Below are 25,949 nucleotides of genomic sequence, written 5' to 3'. Positions count from 1 at the left end.
GTGAAAAAGACCGGTGCCGAGGACCAGGCGGGGACGACCATGTCCCCCGCCGTGCCCGCGCAGGTCGGCGCGGAGGGCCGCACCCGGCACGAAGTGGCCCGGTTGCTGCTCGAGCAGGGTCCCATGAGCGCCGTCGTGGTCGCCGAGCACCTCGGCATCAGCCCCACGGCGATCCGCCGTCACCTCGACACGCTGGTCGCCGACGGCCAGGCCGAGACCAAGGACGCGCCCCGCCGCGGCCCCCGCGGCCGTGGCCGCCCCGCCAAGGTCTTCCTGCTCACCGAGTCGGGCCGCGCCCGCTTCGGCCACGCCTACGACGACCTCGCCGTGTCGGCGATCCGGTTCCTCGCGGAGCACGCTGGCGAGGACGCTGTCCGCGCCTTCGCCGAGAGCCGTGTCGCCGCGCTCGTCGAGCCGCACCGCGAGGCCATTACCAAGGCGGACGAGCCCACCGCGCGCGCGGAGGCGCTTGCCGCCGCGTTGACCAAGGAAGGCTACGCTGCCTCGACCCGCGAGGTCGGGCACGGCGAGCAGCTCTGCCAGCACCACTGCCCGGTCGCCCACGTCGCCGCGGAGTTCCCGCAGCTGTGCGAAGCCGAAACAGAGGCTTTCGCGAAGTTGCTGGGCACACACGTGCAGCGGCTGGCGACCATCGCACACGGGGACAACGTGTGCACCACACACGTACCTGTCACCAAGACGGGTATTGCACCACAAGCACGGATCCCGGATGGAGGGAAACCCGCATGACTGCCGCTGCCGAGCAGCGCACTCCCACCACAACGCCGCTGAGCCAAGAAGAGACCATCGACTCCCTTGGCAAGTACGCGTTCGGCTGGAGCGACTCCGATGCCGCGGGCGCCAGCGCCCGTCGCGGACTCAACGAAGACGTCGTCATCGACATCTCCGACAAGAAGTCCGAACCGGAGTGGATGCGCGAAGCGCGACTCAAGGCGCTCAAGCTCTTCGACCTGAAGCCGATGCCCAACTGGGGCGCGGACCTCTCCGGGATCGACTTCGACAACATCAAGTACTTCGTGCGGTCCAGCGAGAAGCAGGCGACCTCCTGGGAAGACCTGCCCGAGGACATCAAGAACACGTACGACCGGCTCGGCATCCCCGAGGCGGAGAAGCAGCGCCTCGTCGCGGGCGTCGCGGCCCAGTACGAGTCCGAGGTCGTCTACCACTCGATCCGCGAGGACCTCGAGAAGCAGGGCGTGCTCTTCCTCGACACGGACACCGCGCTGCGCGAGCAGCCGGAGCTGTTCCAGGAGTACTTCGGCTCCGTGATCCCGGCCGGTGACAACAAGTTCTCCGCGCTGAACACGGCCGTGTGGTCCGGCGGCTCGTTCATCTACGTCCCCAAGGGCGTCAAGGTGGACATCCCGCTGCAGGCCTACTTCCGGATCAACACCGAGAACATGGGCCAGTTCGAGCGGACCCTGATCATCGTCGACGAAGACGCCTACGTGCACTACGTCGAGGGCTGCACCGCGCCGATCTACCAGTCCGACTCGCTGCACTCGGCGGTCGTGGAGATCATCGTGAAGAAGGGCGCCCGCTGCCGCTACACGACCATCCAGAACTGGTCGAACAACGTGTACAACCTGGTCACCAAGCGCGCCAAGTGCGAAGAGGGCGCGACCATGGAATGGATCGATGGCAACATCGGTTCCAAGGTGACCATGAAGTACCCGTCGGTCTTCCTCATGGGCGAGCACGCCAAGGGTGAGGTCCTCTCGGTCGCGTTCGCGGGCGAAGGCCAGCACCAGGACGCCGGCGCCAAGATGGAGCACCTCGCGCCGCACACCTCCTCGACCATCGTGTCGAAGTCGGTGGCGCGCGGCGGTGGCCGCACCTCGTACCGCGGCCTGGTCAAGGTCGCGAAGCGGGCGCACCACTCGCGCTCCAGCGTCGTCTGTGACGCGCTGCTGGTCGACACCATCTCGCGCTCGGACACGTACCCGTACGTGGACATCCGCAACGACGAGGTGTCGATGGGCCACGAGGCCACGGTCTCGAAGGTCAGCGAAGAGCAGCTGTTCTACCTGATGTCCCGCGGTCTCGACGAGGCCGAGGCCATGGCGATGATCGTGCGCGGGTTCGTCGAGCCCATCGCGCGCGAGCTGCCGATGGAGTACGCGCTCGAGCTGAACCGCCTGATCGAGCTCCAGATGGAAGGGTCCGTCGGCTAGTGGCAGACAACAACGTTGCCGAAGCTCTGCGCGAGGGGGCCGTCATTCCGGCGGCCTCCCGCGCGGAGCGGTTCACCTCGTACGACGTGGAGGCCTTCGAGGCGCCGCGTGGTCGTGAGGAGAACTGGCGTTTCACCCCGATGAAGCGGCTGCGCGGCCTGCACGACGGTTCCGCGGTCGCTTCAGGCGAAGCAACCGTCGAGATCGAGGCCGCCGAAGAGCTGGTCGTCGAGACCGTGGGCCGTGACGACTCCCGGCTCGGTGTCGCCGGTGTGCCCAGCGACCGGATCGCCGCGCAGGCGTACTCCGCGTTCGCCAAGGCCACCATCGTGACCGTGCCGAAGGAGACCAGCGCCGCGAAGCCCGCGGTGCTGCGCACCAACGGTCCCGGCGAAGGCAAGGTCGCCTTCGGGCACCTGCAGGTGCGGGCGGAGGCCTTCTCGAAGGCCACGATCGTGCTCGACCACGTCGGCTCCGGCACCTACGCGGACAACGTCGAGTTCGTCATCGGCGACTCGGCGAACATCACCGTGGTCAGCGTCCAGGACTGGGCCGACGACGCGGTGCACGTGTCCGAGCAGCACCTCAAGCTCGGCCGCGACGCCAAGCTCAAGCACATCGTCATCACGCTCGGCGGTGACCTGGTCCGCGTTTCGCCGACCGCCACCTTCGCCGACCGCGGCGGCGACGTCGAGATGCTGGGGCTGTACTTCGCGGACGCGGGCCAGCACCAGGAGCACCGGCTCTTCGTCGACCACGCCGTCCCGAACTGCAAGTCGCGCGTGATGTACAAGGGCGCGCTGCAGGGCGACGACGCGCACACCGTGTGGGTCGGCGACGTGCTGATCCGCGCGGCCGCCGAGGCGACCGACACCTACGAGCTCAACCGCAACCTGGTGCTGACGCCGGGCGCGCGGGCCGACTCGATCCCGAACCTGGAGATCGAGACCGGCGAGATCGAGGGCGCGGGCCACGCGAGCGCCACGGGAAGGTTTGACGACGAGCAGTTGTTCTACCTTCAGTCGCGCGGAATCGGCGAAGAGGCCGCGCGGCGGCTGGTCGTGCGCGGGTTCTTCCACGAGATCCTGGTCAAGATCGACGTTCCCGAGGTGCGCGAGCGCCTCGAGGCCGCCATCGAAGCCGAGCTCGAAGCCGTTGGCGCCTGAGCGTCAGTCCACAACAGACTTTTAGGAAAAAGAGATATGCCAACGCTGGAAATCAAGGACCTGCACGCCTCGGTCACGACCGAGGAAGGCCCCAAGGAGATCCTCAAGGGCGTCAACCTGACCATCAAGTCGGGCGAGACGCACGCGATCATGGGCCCCAACGGCTCGGGCAAGTCCACGCTGTCCTACGCCATCGCCGGTCACCCCAAGTACGAAGTCACCTCCGGTGAAGTCCTGCTGGACGGCGAGAACGTGCTCGAGATGAGCGTCGACGAGCGTGCGCGCGCCGGCCTGTTCCTGGCCATGCAGTACCCGGTCGAGGTTCCGGGCGTGTCCATGTCCAACTTCCTCCGCACCGCGGCCACCGCGGTCCGTGGCGAGGCCCCCAAGCTGCGCCACTGGGTCAAGGAGGTCAAGGAGGAGATGAACAAGCTCGAGATCTCGCAGGAGTTCGCCGAGCGTTCGGTCAACGAGGGCTTCTCCGGCGGCGAGAAGAAGCGCCACGAGATCCTGCAGCTGGCGCTGCTCAAGCCGAAGATCGCCATCCTCGACGAGACCGACTCCGGCCTGGACGTCGACGCGCTGCGCGTCGTTTCCGAGGGCGTCAACGAGTTCAAGTCGAACAACGACGCCGGCGTCATGCTGATCACGCACTACACCCGCATCCTGCGCCACATCACCCCCGACTTCGTGCACGTCTTCGCCGACGGCCGCATCGTCGAGTCCGGTGGCAAGGAGCTCGCCGACGAGCTCGAGGAGAACGGCTACGTGAAGTACACCGGCAAGGTCGAGCCCGCCGCTGTCTAGTTCATTCTTGTAGACAACACAGTCGCGACTACACCGAGAGGAGTTGGCCCGATGACCACCACCACGGCTAACTCTGTGCCCTTAGATGTGGCGGCCATCCGGGCCGACTTCCCCATCCTGTCCCGCACCGTGCGCGACGGGAAACCCTTGGTGTACCTCGATTCCGGAGCCACCTCGCAGAAACCGACGCAGGTGCTCGACGCCGAGCGCCGGTTCCTCGAGACCTCCAACGCGGCCGTCCACCGCGGTGCGCACCAGCTCGCCGAAGAGGCGACCGACGCCTACGAGTACGGCCGCGCCCGTACCGCGGAGTTCGTCGGCGCCTCCCCTGACGAGCTGGTGTTCACCAAGAACGCCACCGAAGGCATCAACCTGGTGGCGTACGCGATGAGCAACGCCGCCACCGCCGGTCCCGAGGCTTCGCGTTTCGTGATCGGCCCCGGTGACGAGATCGTCATCACCGAGATGGAGCACCACGCGAACCTGGTGCCCTGGCAGCAGTTGTGCCAGCGCACCGGCGCGACGCTGAAGTGGTTCGGCATCACCGCCGACGGGCGCCTCGATCTGTCCAATCTGGACGAACTGATCACCGAGCGCACGAAGGTGGTCGCTTTCACGCACCAGTCCAATGTGCTCGGCACGATCAATCCAGTTAGGACGCTGGTCGACGCCGCGCACAAGGTCGGCGCGCTCGTCGTGCTGGACGCGTGCCAGTCGGTGCCGCACTTCCCGGTGAACTTCCGTGAGCTCGGCGTCGACTTCGCGGCCTTCGCAGGCCACAAGATGCTGGCCCCGTACGGCATCGGTGTCCTTTATGGACGCCGCGAGCTGCTCGAGACCATGCCGCCGTTCCTCACGGGTGGCTCGATGATCGAGCTGGTCCGGATGGAGGGCACCACGTTCGCCCCGCCGCCGCAGCGGTTCGAGGCAGGCACCCCGATGACCTCGGAGGCGGTCGGCCTCGGCGCGGCCGTCGACTACCTTTCCGTGCTGGGCATGGAAAGGGTCGCCGCGCACGAGCACGTGCTGACCGAAGCCGCACTCGCCGGTCTCGGCGAGATCCCCGGCGTCCGCGTCGTCGGCCCGACCGACATGAAAGACCGCGGCGGGCTGGTGTCGTTCGTCATCGACGGCGTGCACCCGCACGACTCCGGGCAGGTGCTGGACAGCCTCGGCATCGCCGTGCGCGTCGGGCACCACTGTGCCTGGCCGCTGCACCGCGCCTGCGGTGTCGCGTCGACCGTGCGCGCCTCGTTCTACGTCTACAACACACTGTCCGAAGTGGACGCCCTGGTGAAGGGTGTGCGTGAGGCGCAGCGTTTCTTTGGGGTGGCGTAAGTGAACCTGGAGAGCATGTACCAGGAGATCATCCTGGACCACTACAAGAACCCGCACGGCCGCGGCCTGCGTGAGCCGTTCGACGCCGAGTCGTTCCAGGTCAACCCGACCTGCGGCGACGAGGTCACGCTGCGCGTGAAGGTCGACGACGGCAAGGTCGCCGACGTGTCCTACGACGGCCAGGGCTGTTCGATCAGCCAGGCCTCGACCTCGGTCATGACCGAGCTCGTCGTCGGGCACACGGTCGAAGAGGCGTTCACCACCATGGACGCGTTCGTCGAGCTGATGCAGGGCAGAGGACAGATCGAGCCCGACGAGGACGTGCTGGAAGACGGCATCGCCTTCGCCGGCGTCGCGAAGTACCCCGCGCGCGTCAAGTGCGCGTTGCTCGGCTGGATGGCCTTCAAAGACGCGGTAGCCCGAACCGATAGTGGAGTTGAAACGGCATGACCGAGACCGAGACCCCTGAACACCGCGAGGGTCGCACCGCCGCCGACCTGCCGGACCAGGTCGAGCCCGCCGTCGAACTGGCCAAGCTCGAGGACGTCGAAGAGGCGTTGCGCGACGTCGTCGACCCCGAACTGGGCATCAACGTCGTCGACCTCGGCCTGATCTACGACATCCGCGTCGAGCCGGACAACTCGGCCACCATCGACATGACGCTGACCTCGGCGGCCTGCCCGCTGACCGACGTCATCGAGGACCAGACCGCGGCCGCGCTGACCGGCGGCGGCTCCGGTGGCCTGGTGAGCGACTTCCGGATCAACTGGGTCTGGATGCCGCCGTGGGGCCCGGAGAAGATCACCGAGGACGGCCGCGAGCAGCTGCGCGCCTTGGGTTTCACTGTCTGACTTTTTGTGAAGGGAGCCTTCACCAAGCTTGGCTTGGTGAAGGCTCCCTTCACGCGTTTTCAGTTCATCGGGCCGTGGATGGCGGCGTGGAAGAGCGGCTTGCTCAGATCGATGCCGCCACCCATCCAGCGCACCGCGTTCGTCTCCTCGGCGCCTGCCAGGCGGATCTCCAAGTAAGCGGGCACGGTGTCGCCGTCAGTCCAGTGCAGACCGACTTCGGCGCCTCCATAGCCGTCGACGATGATCTTCTCGACCGGCCAGTAGGTGTCGCGGGTCGCGATCGCGGGGATCGGCTCCCAGTCTTCGTTCAGCAGTCGTACGTCATAGACATGGCCGGTGATCGAGCACTGCGAGGTCGGGGCGACTGTGCCGAAGAACAGGCCGGATCCCTTGGTGCCGTTGTGGTTGTCCGGGCCGTTCGCATCGAGCTGGATGTCCGTCCAGTCGCATTTCTTGACCGCCGCCTCGGCCGAGGTCGCGCCGGTGAAGACAGCCGCGGCGGCGATGCCCGCGAGAGCCAGCGCGGTGAGCTTGGTCCTGATCCCCATGATCTTCTCCCCAAAGTGGTTTGTGTCTGACCTCAGGTGAGATGCCGCTGGGGAGCGGAAAGTTGGGACGAGTTCTGTGACCTAGTTCACGGCGGGCCCGAACGGCCCGACCTCCACCGGTATCCGGTCGCTGACCGGGCCCATTCCCCACGGCACCCTGATCCACGTGCTCGAACCCGGCAGGCGGAACTCGGCGCGGGCCGGCGTCGGCGGTGCGGAACCGTCGGTGTTGTTCTCGACAGACCAGTTCAGCGAAACCTCGGCCGTGACACCAGGGGCGCCACCGGTGCCCACGGTGAGGGTGACCCGCGAGGGTGCTCCGGTGCCGTCGCCGAGCTTGCGGGGCAGCACCTTGCCGTCCGTGGTCACGAGCCGGAAGTCCGTGAGGTAGCCGTCCACGTCGCAGGCCCGCGTCTTGGCCTCGAAGAACAGCCCCGCGCCCCAGCGGATGTCGTTCCCCAGACCGGCGCCCGCTTCGTTGTGGGTCACCTTGACCTCCGCGGCGGTGCACAGTTTCGGGTCCACCGGGGTTTTCGTCGAACTCGGCGGTGCCGGACTCGAGGACGACGAAGAACTCGAAGGCGGTTGCGAGGAGCTTGCCGTCGTCGTGGGCGCGGGGGTCGGTTCGGCTGTGGTCGACGGTGCCGAACTGGCCACCGCGGCCGTCTGCGTACCGGCGTCGCGGGGTACGAGCCACCACACCGCGCCTGCGCCGATGAGTACCAGTGTCGCGCACAGCGAGACGACCAGCACTCGCTTCGACCGCTTGCGCGGGAGGTCGCCACGTAGCTCGTCGGCGAGCGCGCGCATCGTCGGCCAGCGCTTCGCGGGATCGGGCTGGAGGGCCTTGCGGATGGCGCCGTCGAGTGATTTCGGGATCGGCGGTGCGTCCGGGTCGCCGACGATCGTGCCGGTCAGCAGCCGATGCGCGAGCGCGCCGAGGCCGTAAACGTCAGTGCGCTCATCGACGACCCCGGCTTGCCTCGATTGCTCGGGCGCCATGTAACCGGGCGAGCCCGCCATCTGGGTCAAGCCGGAACTCTGCGCCAATGCCTTGGCGAGACCCAGATCCGCGAGCACCACCCGCTCACCCTGGAAGAGCACATTGGACGGTTTGAGGTCGCGGTGCACGACGTCCATCGCGTGCAGCACACAGACGGATTCGGCCACGTCGAGGAGAATCGGCAGCGCCTCGTCGGCGGGCATCGGCCCGTCAAGACGGTCTTCGAGGCTGCCGCCGTCGGCGAAGTCGGTGACGAAGTACGGCCTACCGTCCGGCAGCTCACCGATGTCGAGCACACGCAGTACCCGCTCTGAGTCGGCTTGGCGCAGCAGCCGCGCTTCAGTCAAGAACCGTTCGCGCACGTCGAGCCGCGACGCCCAATTGTCCGCCAGCAGCTTGATGGCGACCGGCGACCCCAGTTCCTCGTCGCGCGCCAGCCACACCGACGCGAACGCGCCGGCCCCCAGCAGGCGCTCGACGGGATAGCGCCCGATCTGTTCGATGATCCACCCCCGGATACGATTCCCCGCCTGAATGCTAATCGGTACGAGGGGGCGCGGGGGATGGACGCGGACGTCGAGACGCTGGCGGCCGAGGCCGCGGTCGATCCGGCGGCGATGGATCGGCTGCTGCGCCGCATCGAACCCGAGGTCTTGCGTCGCTGCGCGCGGTTCCTGCCCTGCCGCCAGGACGCCGAGGAAGCCTGCCAGGACGCGCTGCTGAAAGTCGCCGCGAACCTGGGGGAGTTCCAGTGGCGCAGCAAGTTCAGCACCTGGCTGCACACCATCGTGTCCAACAGCGCCTTGAGCACGTACCGCTCGTTGAAGCGACGCTCGGATCGGCAGTTCAGCGACGAACTCCTCGAGTTGCGGCCCGATCCGCGCACGACCAGCGTCATCGCGGGCTCGCGGCTCGACCTGCTGGACGCGCTCGAGAAGCTCGAAGCGACCAAGCCGCAGGTCGTTCGGCCGTTCATCCTGCGCGACATCTCCCAGCTCACCTACGCCGAGATCGCCGAGGAGCTGGCGAGCCCGCTCGGCACGGTGAAGTCGCAGGTCCACGACGCGCGGCAGGCGATCCAGCAGCTGCTCGGCTGAGCCCGTTAGCTGATCGGCCAAGTGCGGTGGCCAGTGTTTGGCGGTTTCGCCAGTCACCTGACCAGGTGGCCTGGCGCACCCTGCTCTGAACACCTACGAAGGGACCCGGTGTGGTGGAGCAGGTTGGAACCAGGCTGCGTACCCGGCTCGTGCGCCGCAAGCCGCTCGAAGACCTGATGTCCGAGCCCGCGCACGGCCTCAAGCGTTCGCTCGGCCTCGGGCACCTCACGATGATCAGCATCGGCGCGACGCTAGGCACCGGGATCTTCGTGGTGCTGGGCGAGGCGATGCCCGTCGCGGGCCCGGCGATCGTGATCTCCTTTGTGCTGGCGGGGATCACCGCGTTGTTCTCCGCACTGTCCTATGCGGAACTCGCGGGCATGATCCCGGCATCGGGATCGTCCTATTCGTACACTTACGCCACGCTCGGCGAGCTCATCGCGTGGGTTTGCGGCTGGTGCCTGGTCCTCGAATACGGGGTGTCCGTCGCGGCCGTCGCGGTCGGCTGGGGCCAGTACCTGAACGAGCTGTTGCAACTGCTGTTCGGCTTCGCGATCCCGGACGCGCTCAGCCAGCCGCCAGGCGCGGGCGGGGTCGTCAACGTGCCCGCGGTCGCGGTGGTGGTGCTCGCGATGGTCGTGCTGCTCGGCGGCGCGAAGGAGAGCGCGCGGGTCAACGCGGTCATGGTCGCGATCAAGATCGGCGCGCTGCTGATGTTCTGCGCGGTCGCGTTCACCGCGTTGCGCGCCGGGAATCTCACCCCGTTTTTTCCGCTGGGACTGGCCGGGATGAGTGCGGGCGGCGCGAAACTCTTCTTCTCCTACATCGGTTTCGACGCCGCGTCGACCGCGGGCGAGGAGGCGAAGAATCCGCAGCGCGACCTGCCGCGCGCCATCGTGCTCTCGCTGGTGATCATCACCGCGCTGTACTGCCTGGTCGCGCTCGCTGCCGTCGGCGCGATGCCGTGGGGCCGGTTCGAAGGCGCCGAAGCGGCGCTGAGCCAGGTGCTGTCCGACGCCGCGGGAGGCGGCTCGATCTGGCCGGTGCTGCTCTCGGCAGGCGCGGTCGTGGCGACCTCCAGCGTGGTGCTCACGGTCCTCTATGGACAGACGCGGATCCTGTTCGCCATGTCGCGCGACGGGTTGATGCCCGGTGTGTTCGCCAAGGTCAACCGCAAGGGCGTGCCGGCGGCGAACACCGTGCTGGTGTCGCTGTTCATCGCGGTGCTCGCCGCGTTCGTCCCGCTCGGCGGCCTCGCCGACGCGACCAGCATCGGCACGCTGTTCGCGTTCGGGCTGGTGAACCTGGCCGTGATCCTGCTGCGGCGGCGCAACCCGGACGCGCGGCGGACGTTTCGCGTGCCGTTCTCGCCGGTGACGCCGCTGCTCGGAGTCGGGTTCTGCGTGTACATGATGTTCAGCCTCGGCGCGATCACCTGGGTCGCGTTCGGGCTGTGGATGGTCGGCGGGCTGGCGCTGTACTTCGGTTACGGCATCAAGCGGTCCCGGCTCAACGACCCGGTAGCTTGATCCCGGCCAGCGTCCGCAGCTGAAGCCACAGCACGAGGCGCTCGTCGGGGTCGGCCAGGTCGAAGCCGAGCTGGTCCTGCATCTGGCGCAACCGGTAGCGGCAGGTGTTCGGGTGCACGGCGAGCCGCTGCGCGGTGGCGGCGACGTCGCAGGCGGAGTCGAGATAGCAGAGCACGGTCCTGGCGTGTTCGGTGCCGTGCCGCTCGTCGTGGTCGACGAGCCGTTGCCACAGCCCTTGCCGTAGCCGGGTATCGGTGGAGAGCGCCGCTCTCAAGCGGAGGATGGCGACCTGGCCACTGACGTCTTCGACGGTGGCGACCTCGGCCTGAGGCACCACGCGCAGCACCAAGTCGGCGTCCTCGCGGGACTGGGCGGCATCGGCCGGGGTCGCGACGACACCGCCGAGCCCGGCGACGACGGGAACGCGCAAGGACGAAAACGCTTGCGCGACGATGTCTTCGGCGAGTTTGCGCTGATCGTCCTTGCCGGGGAGCAATGCGTAGACCGTCCGTCCGATGAGGACACAGGACTGACGGCCGTAGCGTGCTTCGCAGCGCAACGCGACAAGATCGAGCAACCTGAGCGTCGCCTGTTCGCGGCCAGGGCCTGACTCCGAACCGGTGATCGCGAACGCCGCCACCCTGACCGGAACGTCCTCGTCCACATCGGACGGGCCAGCTTCGCCTTCGAGCAGCCTTCGCAGCTGCCTGCCCTGATGGCGGCGGGCGAGTTCCTCGGTGGCGCGGATCCGCAGCAGATGCAGCGCGGCCGTCGCCGCCGATCCGCTGAGCACCTCCTCGGCGTTCGGCGCGAGCGAGCCGCTGTCGACCACCCAGATCGAGCCCAGCGCCTCGCCACCCGCGCGCACCGGCACCGCCAGCCGGGGCAGGCCGTCGCCGAGCGCGGGGAAATGCCGGACCTCGTTGCCGTGAAACAGGATCCGGTACTGCTCGGTGTTGGCGTCGCCGCCGGGCACCTGCCTGCCGAGAATGCCCTGCCGCCGGTCGTCGTCGACGTCCTGCCCGCGCAGCGTCGAGTAGGCGAGGATGCGCTGCTGCGGGTCCTCGATCGCGGTCGCCCCACCGGAGGCGGCCGCGATGGCGTTGGCGAGCGCGAACAGGTCACCGAGCGCGGGCCCGGTCGCGGCCCCGGTCGCCCCGGTGGACAGCGTCGACGAGATCAGCAGGTGGGCGCTGTGCCACGGCACCTCGTCACCGACGGCGAGCAGCCCGATCCCCGCCCGTTCGGCGGTGGCCGCGAGGTCGCCGAGCGGCTCGCCGTAGTCCTTGATCACGACACCGGCGAAGCCCGCCTTCGCGGCGTCGCGGATCACAGCCCGCGCCGCGCGCTGGGTGACGCCGACGGCCAGCAGCAGCCCGTCGCGGGTTTCGGGCAGCGGAGCCTGCGCGTCGAACAGGATCGCCGCACGTACCTCGCGATCCATGGCGGTGACCAGCCGTATCACCGCCTCGCCAAGCACATCGACCAGCGCGGCGAGCGTGCTCGGCCGATCCGATTCGAGGGTCACGGTCAAATACGGTACCCCGCCTCGTTGGCCGGAACGCCAATGAGCGAGTACCGCTGTTGGCGGACCGGCCAGTTCGAGTAGGTGGTGTTCTTGGCCAGACTCGGACGGGTGAACGCGGAAACGGTGGCTCAGCAAGCGGCGGTCGCGGCCGGCGTCCGGGTCCGGCTGGTCGAGGACGTCGACGGGATCGCTCGGGTCGCCGGGTTCTTCGCGGAGGTCTGGCGGACGCCCGACGAGCCGCTGCCCGCCGAGACACTGCGCAGCCTTGTGCACGCGGGCGGCTCCGTCATCGCGGCGTACGCCGACGACCGGCTCGCGGGTGCGGCCGTGGCCGTCTTCGAGCCGCCTCGCGAGCGCGCGGTCTATTCGCTGCTCGCCGGCGCCTCGTCGTCCGACCGCGGAGTCGGCTTCGCGCTGAAGCAAGCGCAGCGGGTGTGGGCGTTGCGGGAAGGCGCGCTGTTCATGTCGTGGACCTTCGACCCGCTGGTCGGCCGGAACGCGAGGTTCAACATGGCGAAACTCGGCGCGGTCGGCATCGAGTACCTGGTCGACTTCTACGGCCCGATGAACGACGGCCTCAACGCCGGCGACGAAAGCGACCGCTTGACCGCCCGCTGGGACCTGTCCGCGGCCGCGCCCGCCCTCGATCACGATCGCGCGGGCGCGTCGTTCGACTTGACCGCCCCCGATGGCAAGCCGCTCACGGCCTATCGCGACGACCTGCTCTTTTGCCGGGTCCCCCCGGACATCGTGGAGCTGCGCGGCCGTGACCCGGAAACGGCTTTCGCCTGGCGTAATGCGGTGCGCGGGGTGTTCACCGGCGCGTTCGACCGCGGCTATCGGGTCGTCGGGATGTCCCGCGACGGCTGGTACACCCTCAGAGGAGCGGGCTCGTGAAAATCGACCTGGTCGAACTGGTACACGTCTCGATCCCGCTCGTGTCACCGTTCCGGACCTCGTTCGGCACGATGACGAGCAAGGACACGTTCCTCGTGCGCGTCGTCGCCGACGGCGCCGAGGGCTGGTCGGAGTTCGCGGCCGACCCGGAACCGTTGTACTGCTCGGAATTCGTAGCAGGCGCGGAGATCGTGCTCGCTTCTTGTCTGGTGCCGAGTGTCGTTGCCCTGCCTGAGGTGTCTGCTGCTCGGCTGGGGCCCGCGATGGCGTTCGTCAAGGGGCATCATTTGGCGAAGGCAGCGCTGGAGACGGCGGTCTTGGACGCGGAGCTTCGTGGCTGCTCGATGTCTCTGGGTACTTACCTGGGTGCGACGGCTGATCGAGTTCCAGCGGGGGTTTCCGTTGGTATCAAAGCGTCTTTACCTGAGCTGCTGGATGATGTCGAGCGGTATCTGAGCGAGGGCTACGTCCGGATCAAGCTCAAGATCGAGCCTGGCTGGGATGTCGCGCCGGTGCGTGCGGTTCGTGAGCGGTTCGGGTTCGAGGTTCCGCTGCAGGTGGACGCGAACACGGCCTACTCGCTGGCGGACGCTGCGCATTTGCGTCGGCTTGACGAGTTCGACCTGTTGCTGATCGAGCAGCCGTTGCCTGAGGACGACATGCGCGGCCATGCGTTGCTGGCTCAGCGGATGCGGACGCCGATCTGCCTTGACGAGTCGATCACCTCGGCCCGGGACGCGGCCACCGCTCTCGCTATGGATGCTTGCCGGATCATCAACGTGAAGCCCGCGCGGGTCGGTGGGTACCTGGAGGCCCGGCGGATCCATGATGTCGCGGTGGCGAACGGGGTCGCGGTGTGGTGTGGCGGGATGCTGGAGACGGGGATCGGGCGTGGGCCGAACCTGGCTTTGGCGGCGCTGCCGGGTTTTGTGCTGCCGGGTGACCTTTCCGCTTCGAGCCGGTATTTCGCCGAGGACTTGACTGAGCCGTTCGTTGTGGAGGATGGGCATGTGCGGGTGCCCGCTGGGGTGGGGATCGGGGTTGAGCCGTTGCCTGAGATGGTGAAGCGGTTCACGACTTCTCGGCGGGTGCTTTACTCGCGCTAATTCGGCAGGTAGCGGGAATCGGTCTGGTGGGCGAGCAAGGGAGCCGACTCGCTCCACTTCGTCCGCCTTTGTCGAAAAAGCCGGTGCGCATCCCGTGTGAAGTCGTCAGAATCGTCAGGTGGACTTCCAGGTGCAGTGGGTGCGGACGTCGTGGACCAAGGCGTCACGGGGTGGTGCCGGGGCGGCGCGCCGTAATGCTGCCCCGGTTGCGTTTCCCGTGCTCGGCACAGAACCGGTGCACGAAGTGTCGATGCATGAGCGCGACGGGTTCGAGCCGCGCATGTGCACGAGTGCACACTTGCCCGCCGATGTCGCGCTGCGGCAAGGAGACGGCGTGCTCCATGTTCAGCTCAAAGCCTCCGGATTCGGCAGGCCGTATCGGCGGCACCGTCCTCCGCCGGTGGCGCTCGCGCCGGGCGAGTGGCTGCGCTGGCAGATCAACTACCGTTTCGTCGGATGCTGTGACGGGTCTTGGTCGTACCGGCTCGACACGCTGAACTTTGTTGCCGGCTCTGCGGCGAGTGACCCGTTCCTTGGCAAGCCAACGTACCTGATCGACGAGCGTGCGCGCCTGGCCTGAGGGCGCTCCGCTGGTGTGGGGATCGGGGTTGAGCCGTTGCCTGAGATGGTGAAGCGGTTCACGACTTCTCGGCCTGGCGGAGCCGGACACTACATCGCGAAGGCCAGGGGCTCGCGGGTCTTGGAGTAGCTGCGCCGCGTCGTCGCGGAAGTCCAGATGTCTTCGCCGTCTGCCCCGACCTCGACCTTCCAGCGGCCGGAATGCTTGGCGAGGTGATGGCGGCGGCATTCGCATCTGCCGTTGGCGCTGTCCGTGGGGCCGCCAAGGTGCCAGGGGCGCAGGTGGTCGTAGTCGGTCTTGTCGGCTACGCGGTAGCAGGCCGGGAAGGTGCAGGTGTTGTCGCGTAGCTGGACGAATTCCTTGAGGGCCGCGCTGGGGCGGTACTTCTTTTCGGCCATTTTCTTGGGGTAGCCGCCGTCGTCGACGAGGACGCCGGTCCAGGTGGCCTGCAGGCCCAAGGCGATCTCGCGGAGCTGGTCGGCGGTGATGGGGCCGTAGCCGCGCAGGGTGCCGGGGAGGTCGTCGAGGCCGAGGATGGTCGAGGCGTTTCCGGTGACGTAGACGTGGGCGACGGTCTTGCTGGAGTACTTGCCCAGTAACAGGTCTCGCATGATGTCGGCGCGGAGCTCGTTCATGGTGCGGGGGTCGCGCTTGCGGCGGAGCTCGCGGGCGATGGTGTCGATGCGGTCTTGGACCGCGTGGATGTTCTCGGCCGTGTCGTGCCAGTGCTGGGTGGCCATTCCGTCGTAGTCGTTCTCGACGGAGACGCTGCGGTTCTTTTTCGCCATGGCTCGGCGGTGGGCCGCGCCTTGCGGGTCGATGGTGAGGATGGTGCGGCGGAGGAGGTAGCCGAGCTGCTGTGGGTTCTTGAGCCAGGCGAGCGGGCTGATCGCGGCGTCGACGGCGCGGGCGGTCTCGTCGGACAACCCAGTGGTGGCGCGGTCGATCATGTCGACTCGGGCGCGGTTGAGCCTGCCCTCGGCCAGCGCCTTGAAGGTGGCGGGAAGCAGGTGCATGAGTTTGTGGGCCAACGCGATGTCGCGGTCCGCGCGTGTGGTCGAGATCTTGCGCTCGACCGCCAGGAGATCCACGGCCTCTCTGGGATCGCGGAGTGTCTCGGCGAAACCGTCGACGCCGCGCAGGTAGGCGGCTTCGGCCTGGGAGCGGGCTTCGTCGGCCGCCGCGATCACGTCCAGGTGGCCGTCGGCGCTGAGTGGGGACAGGTCTGCCGCGAGAAGCGCCGACGGCGGCAGGTCTGTGTAGGGACTGATGCGTCTTCGTTGTTCGCTCATACGTTCGAATGTAGAGGCATGAGACACTGGCCGCCACTATTTCGTGCGCATTGCGCACAGATTCACTCGTTGGAGTTACGGGGCAGGGCTGCACCGGGAAGGTCTGCGTCGCCGATCGGGCCGCATAAGATGCGGCGTGACCGAAACCGCGTTCGACCCGCCGCCTCGCCCCGCGCGCAGGCGGGTGTCCGTAGCACTGCTCGCCATGATCGTCGTGACACTCGTCGGGCTCGGCCTTGCGGGGTACGGCTTCGTGAGCTTGCTCGGCTACCAGCGGCTGGTGTACCCGGGCGGCGCCATGGGAGCGACCTTCGCGAAGTCGGCGGTGCTGCTGGCGAAAGACGCCAAGGGCACGGCCGAGTACCGGCGCGGGGACATCGTGATCGTGGACCTGGGCGCGCTCACGGGAGAGCCCGGCGCGGATCAGGGCCTGGGGGTCACGCGGATCATCGGGATCGCGGGGGACAAGGTCGGCTGCTGCACGGACAAGGGCCACATCACGGTGAACGGCACGGAGATCGTCGAGACGTACGCGACGATCCCGTCGGCGGGCCAGATGGCGTTCGAGGCCACGGTGGCGCCGGATTCGGTGTTCTTGGCGGGGGATGATCGTGATGGCGCCGTCGACTCGCGGCTGTTCGCGGACGGTCCCGGCGGTGGGAGCGTCAAGCTGTCGGCATTGCGGGGGCGGGTGGTCGCTACCGGGAACGTACTGGCGCCGGAGCTGCTGGAACCGACGGCCGCGTTTGCCGGGTTGGGCGCGAAGTCCGAAGTGGACAATGGGCTGCCCATGCTGCGGACGCTGGTGTTGCTGGGCGGGATCGTCGCGGGCGTCGGCGTCATCGGGGTGATCGTGTTCGCGGTCCGTGCTGGCGGAAGACGACGAAAAGCAGCCGCAGGCCCACCAGTGCGCTGATCACGAGCAGGTTGTAACCGAAGGCTTGGTTGAGCGTGAGGTCCGCGGTGACGCGCGGGCCCGCGGTGCTCGTCAGCAGCAGCACCGCCATGAGCCCGGTCGCGGCTCCGACGAACGCGAGCAGGAGCTCGTGCACCAGGCCGGTGATCACCTTGCGGTCGCGCTCGTCCGAAAACAGGCGCACGTTGACCGAAAGCCTGCCTTCCTCGAGCGCGCTGCCGATGCGGTCGAGGCGGCGGGGGAGACGGCGGATCACCGGGAGCAGGGTCATCAGCTCGTCGGAGACGGTGCGCCGCAAGGAATCCGGGCGCAGACCCGCGCCGATCTGCGCGGTGGCGAAGGCGCGTGACTCGACCACGATGTCGAAGCCCGGTGCGAGGAGCGCGAGGGTGCCTTCCATGGTGGCGAGTGCGCGGAACACCGCCGCCACCGGGGCGGGCACGGCGAGCCTGAACTCGGCGACCACGCGGAACAGGTCGGTGAACATCTCCACGTCCGGGGCTTGGCCGTGGTGGAAATGCTTGGCCACCAACGCTCCGAGCGCGCGTTCGAGGCGGCGCTCGTCGATCTCGTCGGGGCGGTCGACGATCTCGAGCAGGCCGTCGCGCATGGCTGCCGCGTCGCCTCGATCGAGTGCGAGCAGGAGGTTCTGGAGACCTCCGCGCAGGCTCGAATCCAGCCTGCCGACGGAGCCGAAGTCGAGTAGGCCGAGCCTGCCGTCGGACAGCAGGAGCACATTGCCGGGGTGGGGGTCCGCGTGGAACACGCCGTGCAGCATCACCTGGCGCAGCAGGCAGTCCAAAAGGGACTTGGCCAGCGCCGAACGCTTTTCAAGCGGCACAGCATCCTTCGCCGCGGCGAGTGGAAGGCCGTCGAGCCGGCGCATGACCAGCACGCGGTCTGTGGACAGTTCTTTGTGGACGGTGGGCAGGCCGATCTCGGCCGAGTCGTAGGCCGCCGACACGGCCGCGATGTTGCGGGCCTCGACACGGAAGTCGAGTTCTTCGGCCAATGCCTCGGCGAATCCTTCGGCGAGGTCGATGACGCCGAGTGCGTGTGCCCACTTCGCGCGCTGGTCGAGTGAGGCCGCGACGCGGCGGACGATGTCGAGGTCGCGGTCGACGACCTGCTGGACACCGGGCCGCTGGACCTTGACGACCACGTCCTCGCCCGACCGCAGTTTCGCGCGGTAGACCTGGGCGATGGAGGCGGCCGCGAGCGGTGTGGGGTCGAATTCGGCGAAGACCTCTTCCGGGGACGCGCCGAGTTCGTCGCGCAGGAGTTGCTGGACTTCCGCCGCGGGCGCCTGGGCGACCTGATCCTGCAGTTTGCTCAATTCGTCGATGAACGCGGGTGGCAGCAAATCAGGACGAGTCGACAGTAATTGCCCAAGTTTGACAAAGGTGACGCCGCTTTCTTCGAGCGCCTGCCGCAGTGAACGGGCCAATTTCGCGTGACGCGCGGCGCCGGGATCGCGGCGGCCGGTCAGATACGGGCCGAGACCGTGGCGCACCGCGATCCGGCTGATCTGCGAGTAGCGCCGTGCCCGGCCGATCCGGTCGCGGATGGACCGCAGGCGCCCGAGCAGGCCGATGCCCTCGCCGCTCGGCGCCGCGAACTCGGCGACGAACAGGAACAGCAGGGTTGCGAGAAAAGCGCTGCCCGCAACGGGAATCAGCAGTGCGGCGAAGAGTTTCGGGTTCCGGATCGCGTCCTGCGGCATCGCGGCGAGCACCCCGCCGGCGGTCAGCCAGCCGAAGCCGGCGCCGAGCAGCGCGCGCGACGCGCGGATGTGCACGCCGAGCACCCGGCGGGAAGCGGCCACCAATGGCCACAGCATCAGCAGGTAGGTCGGCAGGGTCAGCAGCCCGAGAAGCAGCGAGGTCACGCCAAGATCAGACCATCGAAACGTCGCGCGCGCCCGGTACCCGAGGTGGGCTCGCCTCCCTCTCGAGAGTGAGTCCCCTACTTTCGGACGTGGCCGCCGTCGTTAACCGAGCCCTAACGTCAGCGAGCGCGGTTGCTTTCTTTCCCACATTCCGCCCAGGCAGTGAAAGGGAGAAAACAATGAACGGACGCGGGTTCGCGCGCGCATTCGGGGTGGCCATGGCCATCGCGGCGCCGGTGCTGGTCTCCGCACCCGGCGCGGAGGCGGCGGTCACCACCACCATCTACCTCAACCCGGCGGGCCTGCCGGGCTACCAGGCGCAACTCGATCAGTCCATCGCCAACTGGAACGCCGCGGTGCCGAACGTGAAGCTGGTGAAGCGCAGCACCGGCACCATCACCTTCCGCCAGGTCACCGGTGGCGGCTCCTACACGAACACCAACGGCCACGGCCGGGGCACGATCGTGATCGACACCGTCCAGGCAGGCCAGTACAGCCCGACGCGGATCATCGCGCACGAGATCGGCCACAACCTGGGCCTGCCGGATCACTACACCGGCCCCTGCTCGGAGCTCATGTCCGGGCACGGCCCCGGCACCTCGTGCCTGAACGCCAAGCCGGACACACGGGAAGCCGCGCAGGTGAAGCAGAACTTCATCAACGGCCTGACCGCCGCTGCGCAGGAGTTCAGGACCCTTTCTTAGAAAGCACAGCGTAGCTCCCTCCTGGGAGTGAGGCGCCTGGATCGCGCGTCTGGGACGATCACGGCGTGCGGATACTGGGGCCGGTGCTCGACCGGGCGACGTATCGCCGGTGGGTGTACTTCATCCTCGGCGGTGCGTTGCTGGTGCCGTATCTGCTGTTCGCGTCGGTGCTGGCGCCCACACTGCTGCCGATCGCCACGAGTTTCGGGTACGCGCTGCCGCTCGGGGGCGGGCTCGCGCTCGTGGTGATGGCCGGGTCCTCGCTGATCCCCGCCGTGCGGGTGCTCGAAGGCGCCGCGATCCGGGAACTGCTCGACGATCCGGTGCCGGACGCGACCTTCGGCAAGGACACCGGCCGGGTGCGCATGGCGGCGATGTTCATGGCGCATGTGCTCGTCGGTGGCTTGGTCAGCCTGCTCAGTCTCACTTTGCCTGTGCTGCTGGCGTTTTCCGTCGCGGGACTGTTCACCGGCGAGCTGTCGATCGGTACCGGGCCAGACACGCCCAAAGTCCAAAAAGGATGGCCGGGCACCTGGTTGCCCGCCCTGCTCTTCCTGTCGCTCATCGCGCTGATCTACCTCGTGTGGGCCGCGGGCGGCACGCTCGCCAAGGCCGCGCGGCTGCTGTTCGACGTGACCGCCGCCGAGCGGATCGCGCAGCTGGAACGCCGCGCCGGGCAGCTCGCCGAGCGCAACCGGCTCGCGCGTGAGCTGCACGATTCCGTCGGGCACGCGCTGAGCGTGGTCACCATCCAGGCAGGCGCCGCGCGGCGCACACTGCGCTCCGATCTCGAGTTCACCGAGAAGGCACTGGAAGCGATCGAGGACTCGGCCAGGTCCGCGCTCGACGATCTCGATCACGTGCTCGGGCTGCTGCGGGAGGAAGCGAGGCAGACGCGGACGCCGCAGGCCGGGCTCGCCGAGTTGCCCTCGTTGCTGCAGGCCACCGGACTCGCCGGGCTGGACGTCGAAGCCGATCTTCGTGGTGACCTCACCGCGGTGCCGCCGGTGGTGTCGAGGGAGGCGTACCGGATCGTGCAGGAATGCCTGACCAACGTGCTGCGGCACGCCGGTAAGGTCCCGGTCGGGCTGGTCGTCGACGCCGCGGCCGGGCGGCTGGAGATCGCTGTCGGCAACCCGCTGGGCGCGGCCGAGCCCGGCGCGCGGCGGTCCGGCGGACGTGGGCTGCGAGGGCTCGCCGAACGGGTCGACGTGCTGCGCGGGGAGTTCACGGCCGGACGTGCGGGCGATCGCTGGGAGGTGCGGGTGAGGCTGGCATGGTGAGCACGATCGGGGTGCTGCTGGTCGACGACGAGCAGCTGATCAGGGCCGGGCTGCGGGCGATCATCGACTCCGAGCCGGACCTGGCGGTGCTCGGCGAGGCGGCCGACGGCGCCGAAGTGCCCGGCCTGGTGGCGAAACTGCGACCGGACGTGGTGCTGATGGACGTGCGGATGGCCGATGTGGACGGCATCACCGCGACCGCGCATCTGATGTCCGCCACCGAAAAGCCGCCGAAGGTGATCGTGGTGACCACCTTCGAGAACGACGACTACGTCTACGACGCGCTGCGGGTCGGCGCGAGCGGGTTCGTGCTCAAACGCGCGCGGGGCGAGGAGATCGTCGGCGCCATCCGGACCGTGCACGCGGGGGAGTCGCTGCTGTTCCCCGCCGCGATCCGGCGCCTCGCCGCGCGCAACGGGCAGGCCACCGGTGACCGGCTGGTCCGCGCGAACCTCACCGAACGCGAACAGGAAGTGCTGCGGCTGGTCGCGAGTGGACTGTCCAATGGGGAAATCGCCAGCACGCTTTTCCTTGGCGTGCAAACGGTCAAAACCCATGTCGGCAACGTGCTCGCGAAACTCGGCGCGCGTGATCGCACGCAGGCCGTGATCAAGGCCTACGAGTCGGGGTTCGTCAAGCCTGCCGAATGAGGGAGCTCGACCGGTCGCGCTGCTTGCCGATCCCGCGCAGGACCTCGATGCGCTCGGCACCCGGCCTGCCCAGCACCCAGCTCGACCCCGGCACCGCCTTCGCGCGCTTCTTCAGCGGCGCGAGCAACCGGGACACCTCACGGTACGAACCGATCGTGCGGCTGCCGCAGACCAGCGTCGCCAGCGACACCGTCACCGGCATGCCCTCCGCCGACCACGGGGTGTCCAGCAGCGTGCCTGCCACGGTGCCGATCTCGTCGACATCGCAGGCGACCAGGAAATCGTCGCCGCCGACATGGCTGACGGTCATCCGGCGCATCCGGGAAGCCAGCTCGGTGAGCGTCCGGCCGAGCGCGCGGATCAGGTCGTCACCGGCCGCGAAACCCATGGTGTCGTTGACCGTCTTGAACGAGTCGACGTCGAGCCAGGCCGCCACGAACGGCTCGTACTGGGCGATGCGGCGGTCGACGTCGCGGGCCACCGTGTCACTGCCCGGCAGCCGGGTGAGCGGGCTCAGCGCGGCGGCCTCCTCGACCTTGACCTCGGCGACGCCGCGCACGACCTCGGTCACCAGCACGACACCGAGGCAGCGGCCGGTGTCGTCGACCACGATCACGTCGTCGCCGGTGCGGCTCCAGTCCGCGTCGGTCACCAGTTCCAGGAACTCCAGCGCGCTCGCCTCGGCGTGGATGGTGTGCGGCGCGTCGGCAAGACGCTCCGCGCCGCGCTTGGCGTGCAACGCGTGGCCGTACGGACCTGTGACCGCCAAAAGGAAACGCGTGCGGTTGATCGACCATTGTGGACGGTAGTGCTCGTCGACGCCGACGATGCCGGACGGCCCGTCGGCCACCGCCAGCACCGCGCGCACGTCCTCGCAGGTCGCCGTCGACGGCAGCGTGCTCGCCGGGCGCAGGAAGTCGCGGACGCGGGGAGCGGTGTGCGGGCCCGGCGCGAGCCGCTGGTCGGGCTCCGGCATGGCGGAGCCGGTCAGGCCGGCGAGTTCGAGTTCGGGACCGGCAGGCGCGAAGAGGTGGCCCTGCGCGATGCGCACGCCGAGCTTGCCCACGGCATCGAGCTGTTCCTCGGTCTCGATGCCGGTGGCGACGAGCCGGGTGTGCGTGCGGGAGGTGAAGTGCAGCAGCGCCTCGACCACGGCGATGGCCGACGGGTCGTCCGGCAGCCTGCGCAGCACGCTGCGGTCGAGTTTCAGCAGGTCGACCGGGGCGGTGGAGAGCAGGCCGAGCGGGAGGTCGCCCTGGCCGAGGCCGTCGAGAGCGAGCCGGAAGCCGAGTTCGCTGAGCCGCTGCATGCCCGCGAGCGCTTTGTCGCCCCTGAGGTAGGAGAACGGCGGCCCGATCTCGAGCACCACCTCACGGGTGCGCCTGCCCGCGGTGAGCAGCGCGTCCAGGAGCGGCTCGAATTCGTGCTTGGGCGCGGCGAGCGAGGGCGCGGTCAGGTTGATGTGCAACGGCAGGAGCGTGTGCTGCTCGGCTTCCTGCTTGACCGCCTCGGCGGCCAGCGCGATGTCGGTCTCGGTGAGCCTGCCTTCGCGGCTCGCGGTGGACAGCAGGCCACGCGCCGTCCCCTTGTCCGGGCGGGCCAGCGCTTCCAGCGCGACGACGCCACCGGAGTGCAGGCTGTACAGCGGCTGGAAGGTGAACCGGACCGTGTTCTCGAGGACACTCGCGGCGATACCCACGGTTCGATGGTCGCCGGTTCCCGGCGAAAGGGAAATCAAAGTCGGCTGATGTTCATTTCGTTGGCACCGGCGTTCACCCGATCAGCTGCCGCCGGACCGCCCAGGGGGCCGTCCGGAAAAGTTCCGTCATCATTCCGGCGGTACCGGTGAGATCTTCGCGACCGGAAGTGAACGCCCACTGGCTCTCGATCGGCAGCCGGAAGAACAGTTCGAAGAACCCGGCGAGACGCTCCGGCGGCATCCTGAGCAGTGCTCGCAGGCAATAGCCGCGCAGCGCGTGCACCGCCCGGGCGCGCGGTGACCAGATCGCGTCGCGCGCCGCCCGCACGGCGGTCGCCGGATTCACGCCGAGCCCGCCGGCGAGCGCGGCCGCGACGACCGGCGCGAGCCGGAGCGAGGTGGCCAGGCTGTACCCGGTCGCCGGGTGCACGAGCCCGGCGGCGACGCCGAACGCGAGACCGCGCGGGCGCGGCAGGTCCAGCGGGATGCGCACGCGTTCGGTGGCGTCGGGCACGGCGATCCCGGCCGCGGCCAGACGGGCGTGCAACCGTCCGGCGAGCACCTCGATCGGCAGTCCCGGGCGACGTGCGAGGCAGGTCTCCTCGACGAGGACGCGCCCGTCGCCGAGTGGGAGCGCGTAGAGAAAGGTGCCGTCCGAGCCCCAGTCCATGAAGACCGCGGTGTCCTCGGGGACCAGCCGGGACGCCTCTTCGGCGGTCAGTTTCACGCCGTACGCGGTCTGCTCGGTGCAGCGGACCGGGCCGCCGGAGAGCGCGCGGCGATGGCTGGTCGCGTCGACCGCCACCGCGGCCGCGATCGGCCCGCCTTCGCGCATCGTCACCGTCGCCCCGTGCGGTCCGACGGCCGCGCCCGTGACGTGTCCGATCCGGACATCCACTCGCGAGTCGGTGAGCGATTCACGAAGTGCGGTGTTGTCCACCACCAGATAGCGCCGATCGAGCCGGTGTTCGGTGGTCCCGTGTGCCAGGGTGACCGACGGCGACGCGGCCGCGGGGATGTCCGGGAACTCGTCGGCCCACAGCCCGTAGGTGGCTTGCCAAGGCCTAAGAGGCTCGGGGTCGACGAGGGTGGTGGCCAGGCCCAGCCGGGCGCAGGCCGACGCCAGCGCCCAGCCCGCGGGTCCCGCTCCGGCGATCACGACATCAGGCACGTCGTCGATCGAATCATGCCCGCGGGGGATACGGTGATGCGCATGGCCGCACTCGACCCGCGTGATCATCGGCGCGACCCCGGCGGTGAGACCGCCGGGTTCGCCGACCTGGCGGGCAGCCCGTCCCGCGCGGACCGGGACCGCATCGCCGTCTCGCCGTTCTTCGCCAGGCTCGGCGGGGTGACCCAGGTGGTCAGCGCCGGCGGTTCCGGCCTGCTGCACAACCGGCTGACGCACAGCATCAAGGTCGCCCAGGTCGCGCGCGCCATCGCGGAGCGGATCAACGGCTCGCCGGACGCGGACCTGGCGCAGAAGCTGGGCGGGCTCGATCCCGACGTCGTCGAGGCCGCCTCGCTCGCGCACGATCTCGGGCATCCGCCGTTCGGGCATCTGGGCGAACGGACGCTGGACCGCATCGCGCGCAACCGGTTCGGGCTCGCCGACGGCTTCGAGGGCAACGCGCAGACGTTCCGCATCATCACCACCACCGATGTGCGCGGCCCGTCGGCCGCCGGGCTCGACCTGACCGCCGCCGTGCGCGCCGCGGTGCTGAAGTACCCGTGGGCGCGGCTGCACGTGCCGGTGCCGCATCCGTCCACGATGGAGGTTCCGCCGCGCGGCGCGGCCGAGCCGGGCGACGCACCGGGCACCGGCTCGAGCAAGTTCTCCGCCTATGTGACCGAACTCGACGACTTCGCGCAGGCGCGCGCGCCGTTCGCGGCCAGGGTCGAGTACTGGCAGCAGACGGTCGAAGCGTCCGTGATGGACACCGCCGACGACATCGCCTACGCCATCCACGACCTGCAGGACTTCCACCGCATCGGCGTTCTGCAGCACGCGACGGTGGCCGCGGAGCTCGGCGAGTGGGCCGAACATCGCAGCGAACTGTCCCGATTGGACGATGCGACGGTGTCCGGACGGAGCCGCCGCCCCGGGTACTCGCTCGAGCGGCTGCGCCGCCGTCTGCACGCGAAGGACTCGTGGATCGTCGATGACGACGCGTTCGGCGCATCGGTGGCGCGTGTCCGCGAAGCGTTGGTGGAAGGCCTGCTCGGCAGCGCTTTCGACGGTTCGCTCGAGGCCGAACAAGCGACGGCCGCGTTTTCCGCGCGGTGGACCTCCAGGCTCGTCGAAGGCGTTTCGCTGATCGCTTCGCCGCCACCGCGGTCGGGGCATGTCACGTTGAACACCGCGCAATGGCACGAGGTTCAGGTGCTGAAATTCGTGCATCGCCGGTTCGTGCTGCTGCGCCCCGATCTCGCGCTGCACCAACGCGGGCAGGCGGCGCTGGTGTCCACTCTGGTCGACGCGCTCGAAGCGTGGCTCGGTGACCGCGACGAGGTTTACCGGCTCCCGCGCCGGTTGCACGACCTGGTGGAACTCGCGCATGGCGAATACCGCGAACTCGCCCGTACCGCGCCGGAGTTGCTGGTCGGCGCGACCGGTGACCGGGTGGACGGCGTCGACGCCGTGCGCGGGCTCGCGCGTGGCCGCGCCGTGGTCGACTTCGTGGCTTCGTTGACCGACAAGCAGGCGGTCACGCTGCTGGATGCGTTGTCAGGGCGGGCTTCCCAGCCTTGGTCGGACTCTTTCGTGCTCTGAACGGGCTAATCCCGTAAAAAACGTTCCTCCCACTGAGTGGGTGTCACTCTAACGGGTGCTGCCACCGTGAACGCCGTGTACCTAGGTTGATCCAGTCGG

General features: G+C 68.7%; 24 protein-coding genes. 17 read left to right on the top strand and 7 right to left on the bottom strand.

Translation table 11 applies throughout. From position 1 onward, the window contains the following. From ACFV15_RS18880 to ACFV15_RS18850, 7 genes are read left to right on the top strand one after another with little or no spacing between them, the layout of a single operon-like run. Entirely contained in the window at positions 1-750 is a 750-nt protein-coding gene (locus tag ACFV15_RS18880; RefSeq protein ID WP_378351756.1) for a helix-turn-helix transcriptional regulator, read from the top strand. After that, positions 747-2,195, top strand: coding sequence for a Fe-S cluster assembly protein SufB (gene sufB / locus ACFV15_RS18875; protein WP_378351755.1), 1,449 nt, complete (start codon positions 747-749; stop codon positions 2,193-2,195). Before ACFV15_RS18880 ends, sufB begins: the two co-directional genes overlap by 4 nt. Then, a complete protein-coding gene (gene sufD / locus ACFV15_RS18870; RefSeq protein WP_378351754.1) occupies positions 2,195-3,361 on the top strand; it encodes a Fe-S cluster assembly protein SufD in 1,167 nt (388 codons plus the stop codon). Before sufB ends, sufD begins: the two co-directional genes overlap by 1 nt. Before the next feature lie 36 nt (positions 3,362-3,397). Further along, positions 3,398-4,168, top strand: coding sequence for a Fe-S cluster assembly ATPase SufC (gene sufC, locus ACFV15_RS18865; RefSeq protein ID WP_378351753.1), 771 nt, complete (start codon positions 3,398-3,400; stop codon positions 4,166-4,168). A gap of 51 nt (positions 4,169-4,219) precedes the next feature. After that, a complete protein-coding gene (locus ACFV15_RS18860; RefSeq protein ID WP_378351752.1) occupies positions 4,220-5,506 on the top strand; it encodes a cysteine desulfurase in 1,287 nt (428 codons plus the stop codon). Next, on the top strand, positions 5,507-5,956 hold the full coding sequence (gene sufU / locus ACFV15_RS18855; RefSeq protein WP_378351751.1) for a Fe-S cluster assembly sulfur transfer protein SufU: 450 nt from the start codon (positions 5,507-5,509) through the stop codon (positions 5,954-5,956). Continuing rightward, positions 5,953-6,357, top strand: coding sequence for a metal-sulfur cluster assembly factor (locus tag ACFV15_RS18850; RefSeq protein WP_378351750.1), 405 nt, complete (start codon positions 5,953-5,955; stop codon positions 6,355-6,357). Before sufU ends, ACFV15_RS18850 begins: the two co-directional genes overlap by 4 nt. Positions 6,358-6,416: 59 nt before the next feature. Here ACFV15_RS18850 and ACFV15_RS18845 read toward each other — a convergent pair whose 3' ends face one another. Both ACFV15_RS18845 and ACFV15_RS18840 read right to left on the bottom strand, forming a co-directional pair. Next, positions 6,417-6,905 carry a hypothetical protein gene (locus ACFV15_RS18845; RefSeq protein WP_378351749.1) on the bottom strand — a complete coding sequence of 163 codons (489 nt, stop codon included), beginning with the start codon at positions 6,903-6,905 and terminating at the stop codon, positions 6,417-6,419. An 81-nt stretch (positions 6,906-6,986) separates the two neighbouring features. Continuing rightward, a complete protein-coding gene (locus ACFV15_RS18840; protein WP_378351780.1) occupies positions 6,987-8,378 on the bottom strand; it encodes a protein kinase in 1,392 nt (463 codons plus the stop codon). Positions 8,379-8,471: 93 nt separating this feature from the next. Here ACFV15_RS18840 and ACFV15_RS18835 point away from each other — a divergent pair, with 93 nt between their 5' ends. Continuing rightward, positions 8,472-9,005, top strand: a complete 534-nt coding sequence (locus ACFV15_RS18835; RefSeq protein WP_378351748.1) for an RNA polymerase sigma factor — start codon at positions 8,472-8,474, stop codon at positions 9,003-9,005. Positions 9,006-9,181: 176 nt separating this feature from the next. Further along, entirely contained in the window at positions 9,182-10,534 is a 1,353-nt protein-coding gene (locus ACFV15_RS18830; protein ID WP_378351779.1) for an amino acid permease, read from the top strand. On the opposite strand, the gene ACFV15_RS18825 is transcribed toward ACFV15_RS18830, so the two are convergent. After that, a complete protein-coding gene (locus tag ACFV15_RS18825) occupies positions 10,515-12,062 on the bottom strand; it encodes a helix-turn-helix domain-containing protein (RefSeq protein ID WP_378351747.1) in 1,548 nt (515 codons plus the stop codon). The genes ACFV15_RS18830 and ACFV15_RS18825 overlap by 20 nt on opposite strands. Positions 12,063-12,170: 108 nt before the next feature. Here ACFV15_RS18825 and ACFV15_RS18820 point away from each other — a divergent pair, with 108 nt between their 5' ends. The 3 genes from ACFV15_RS18820 to ACFV15_RS18810 all read left to right on the top strand — a co-directional run bounded on the left by ACFV15_RS18820 (position 12,171) and on the right by ACFV15_RS18810 (position 14,645). Then, positions 12,171-12,959 (top strand): hypothetical protein, encoded by a 789-nt coding sequence (locus tag ACFV15_RS18820; RefSeq protein ID WP_378351746.1) that lies wholly within the window; start codon positions 12,171-12,173, stop codon positions 12,957-12,959. Then, on the top strand, positions 12,956-14,065 hold the full coding sequence (menC, locus tag ACFV15_RS18815) for an o-succinylbenzoate synthase (RefSeq protein ID WP_378351745.1): 1,110 nt from the start codon (positions 12,956-12,958) through the stop codon (positions 14,063-14,065). The genes ACFV15_RS18820 and menC overlap by 4 nt, the downstream gene beginning before the upstream one ends. Before the next feature lie 118 nt (positions 14,066-14,183). Continuing rightward, entirely contained in the window at positions 14,184-14,645 is a 462-nt protein-coding gene (locus tag ACFV15_RS18810) for a hypothetical protein (RefSeq protein WP_378351744.1), read from the top strand. A gap of 89 nt (positions 14,646-14,734) precedes the next feature. Here the strand turns inward: ACFV15_RS18810 and ACFV15_RS18805 are convergent, their stop codons facing one another. Beyond that, a complete protein-coding gene (locus tag ACFV15_RS18805) occupies positions 14,735-15,937 on the bottom strand; it encodes a DUF222 domain-containing protein (RefSeq protein ID WP_378351743.1) in 1,203 nt (400 codons plus the stop codon). 136 nt (positions 15,938-16,073) lie between these two features. Between ACFV15_RS18805 and lepB the strand changes: the two genes are divergently transcribed. Beyond that, positions 16,074-16,853 carry a signal peptidase I gene (gene lepB, locus ACFV15_RS18800; RefSeq protein ID WP_378351742.1) on the top strand — a complete coding sequence of 260 codons (780 nt, stop codon included), beginning with the start codon at positions 16,074-16,076 and terminating at the stop codon, positions 16,851-16,853. Here lepB and ACFV15_RS18795 read toward each other — a convergent pair. Continuing rightward, positions 16,777-18,693 carry an ABC1 kinase family protein gene (locus tag ACFV15_RS18795; RefSeq protein ID WP_378351778.1) on the bottom strand — a complete coding sequence of 639 codons (1,917 nt, stop codon included), beginning with the start codon at positions 18,691-18,693 and terminating at the stop codon, positions 16,777-16,779. The two genes, lepB and ACFV15_RS18795, sit on opposite strands and share 77 nt — an antisense overlap. Before the next feature lie 227 nt (positions 18,694-18,920). Between ACFV15_RS18795 and ACFV15_RS18790 the strand changes: the two genes are divergently transcribed. From ACFV15_RS18790 to ACFV15_RS18780, 3 genes are all read left to right on the top strand, one after another. Then, positions 18,921-19,445 (top strand): snapalysin family zinc-dependent metalloprotease, encoded by a 525-nt coding sequence (locus tag ACFV15_RS18790; RefSeq protein ID WP_378351741.1) that lies wholly within the window; start codon positions 18,921-18,923, stop codon positions 19,443-19,445. Between the two features lie 65 nt (positions 19,446-19,510). Continuing rightward, positions 19,511-20,728: a sensor histidine kinase gene (locus ACFV15_RS18785; protein ID WP_378351740.1), complete on the top strand. Its 1,218-nt coding sequence runs from the start codon at positions 19,511-19,513 to the stop codon at positions 20,726-20,728. Continuing rightward, the gene (locus ACFV15_RS18780; RefSeq protein WP_378351739.1) at positions 20,722-21,378 is read left to right on the top strand and encodes a response regulator; all 657 of its coding nucleotides are present in this window, start codon (positions 20,722-20,724) and stop codon (positions 21,376-21,378) included. Before ACFV15_RS18785 ends, ACFV15_RS18780 begins: the two co-directional genes overlap by 7 nt. Here ACFV15_RS18780 and ACFV15_RS18775 read toward each other — a convergent pair. Together ACFV15_RS18775 and ACFV15_RS18770 are read right to left on the bottom strand one after the other, a co-directional pair. Next, positions 21,362-23,077 carry an EAL domain-containing protein gene (locus ACFV15_RS18775; RefSeq protein ID WP_378351738.1) on the bottom strand — a complete coding sequence of 572 codons (1,716 nt, stop codon included), beginning with the start codon at positions 23,075-23,077 and terminating at the stop codon, positions 21,362-21,364. The two genes, ACFV15_RS18780 and ACFV15_RS18775, sit on opposite strands and share 17 nt — an antisense overlap. 73 nt (positions 23,078-23,150) lie before the next feature. Next, positions 23,151-24,248 (bottom strand): lycopene cyclase family protein, encoded by a 1,098-nt coding sequence (locus ACFV15_RS18770; RefSeq protein WP_378351737.1) that lies wholly within the window; start codon positions 24,246-24,248, stop codon positions 23,151-23,153. A gap of 42 nt (positions 24,249-24,290) precedes the next feature. On the opposite strand from ACFV15_RS18770, the gene ACFV15_RS18765 reads away from it, so the two are divergent. Beyond that, on the top strand, positions 24,291-25,850 hold the full coding sequence (locus ACFV15_RS18765; protein WP_378351736.1) for a deoxyguanosinetriphosphate triphosphohydrolase family protein: 1,560 nt from the start codon (positions 24,291-24,293) through the stop codon (positions 25,848-25,850). Positions 25,851-25,949: the final 99 nt, after the last annotated feature.

Source organism: Amycolatopsis sp. NPDC059657, from assembly GCF_042734395.1.
Classification (GTDB): domain Bacteria; phylum Actinomycetota; class Actinomycetes; order Mycobacteriales; family Pseudonocardiaceae; genus Amycolatopsis.
This window is presented reverse-complemented; position numbering and strand designations above follow the sequence as displayed.

Bases quoted from the DNA above. Each gene is read 5' to 3' on its own strand.
- ACFV15_RS18765 (WP_378351736.1), top strand. From the start codon at position 24,291: ATGGCCGCACTCGACCCGCGTGATCATCGGCGCGACCCCGGCGGTGAG.
- ACFV15_RS18835 (WP_378351748.1), top strand. From the start codon at position 8,472: ATGGACGCGGACGTCGAGACGCTGGCGGCCGAGGCCGCGGTCGATCCG.
- sufC (WP_378351753.1), top strand. From the start codon at position 3,398: ATGCCAACGCTGGAAATCAAGGACCTGCACGCCTCGGTCACGACCGAG.
- ACFV15_RS18780 (WP_378351739.1), top strand. From the start codon at position 20,722: ATGGTGAGCACGATCGGGGTGCTGCTGGTCGACGACGAGCAGCTGATC.
- ACFV15_RS18850 (WP_378351750.1), top strand. From the start codon at position 5,953: ATGACCGAGACCGAGACCCCTGAACACCGCGAGGGTCGCACCGCCGCC.
- ACFV15_RS18830 (WP_378351779.1), top strand. From the start codon at position 9,182: ATGTCCGAGCCCGCGCACGGCCTCAAGCGTTCGCTCGGCCTCGGGCAC.
- sufB (WP_378351755.1), top strand. From the start codon at position 747: ATGACTGCCGCTGCCGAGCAGCGCACTCCCACCACAACGCCGCTGAGC.
- ACFV15_RS18845 (WP_378351749.1), bottom strand. From the start codon at position 6,905: ATGGGGATCAGGACCAAGCTCACCGCGCTGGCTCTCGCGGGCATCGCC.
- ACFV15_RS18805 (WP_378351743.1), bottom strand. From the start codon at position 15,937: ATGAGCGAACAACGAAGACGCATCAGTCCCTACACAGACCTGCCGCCG.
- ACFV15_RS18795 (WP_378351778.1), bottom strand. From the start codon at position 18,693: ATGCTGTGGCCATTGGTGGCCGCTTCCCGCCGGGTGCTCGGCGTGCAC.
- ACFV15_RS18790 (WP_378351741.1), top strand. From the start codon at position 18,921: ATGAACGGACGCGGGTTCGCGCGCGCATTCGGGGTGGCCATGGCCATC.
- ACFV15_RS18860 (WP_378351752.1), top strand. From the start codon at position 4,220: ATGACCACCACCACGGCTAACTCTGTGCCCTTAGATGTGGCGGCCATC.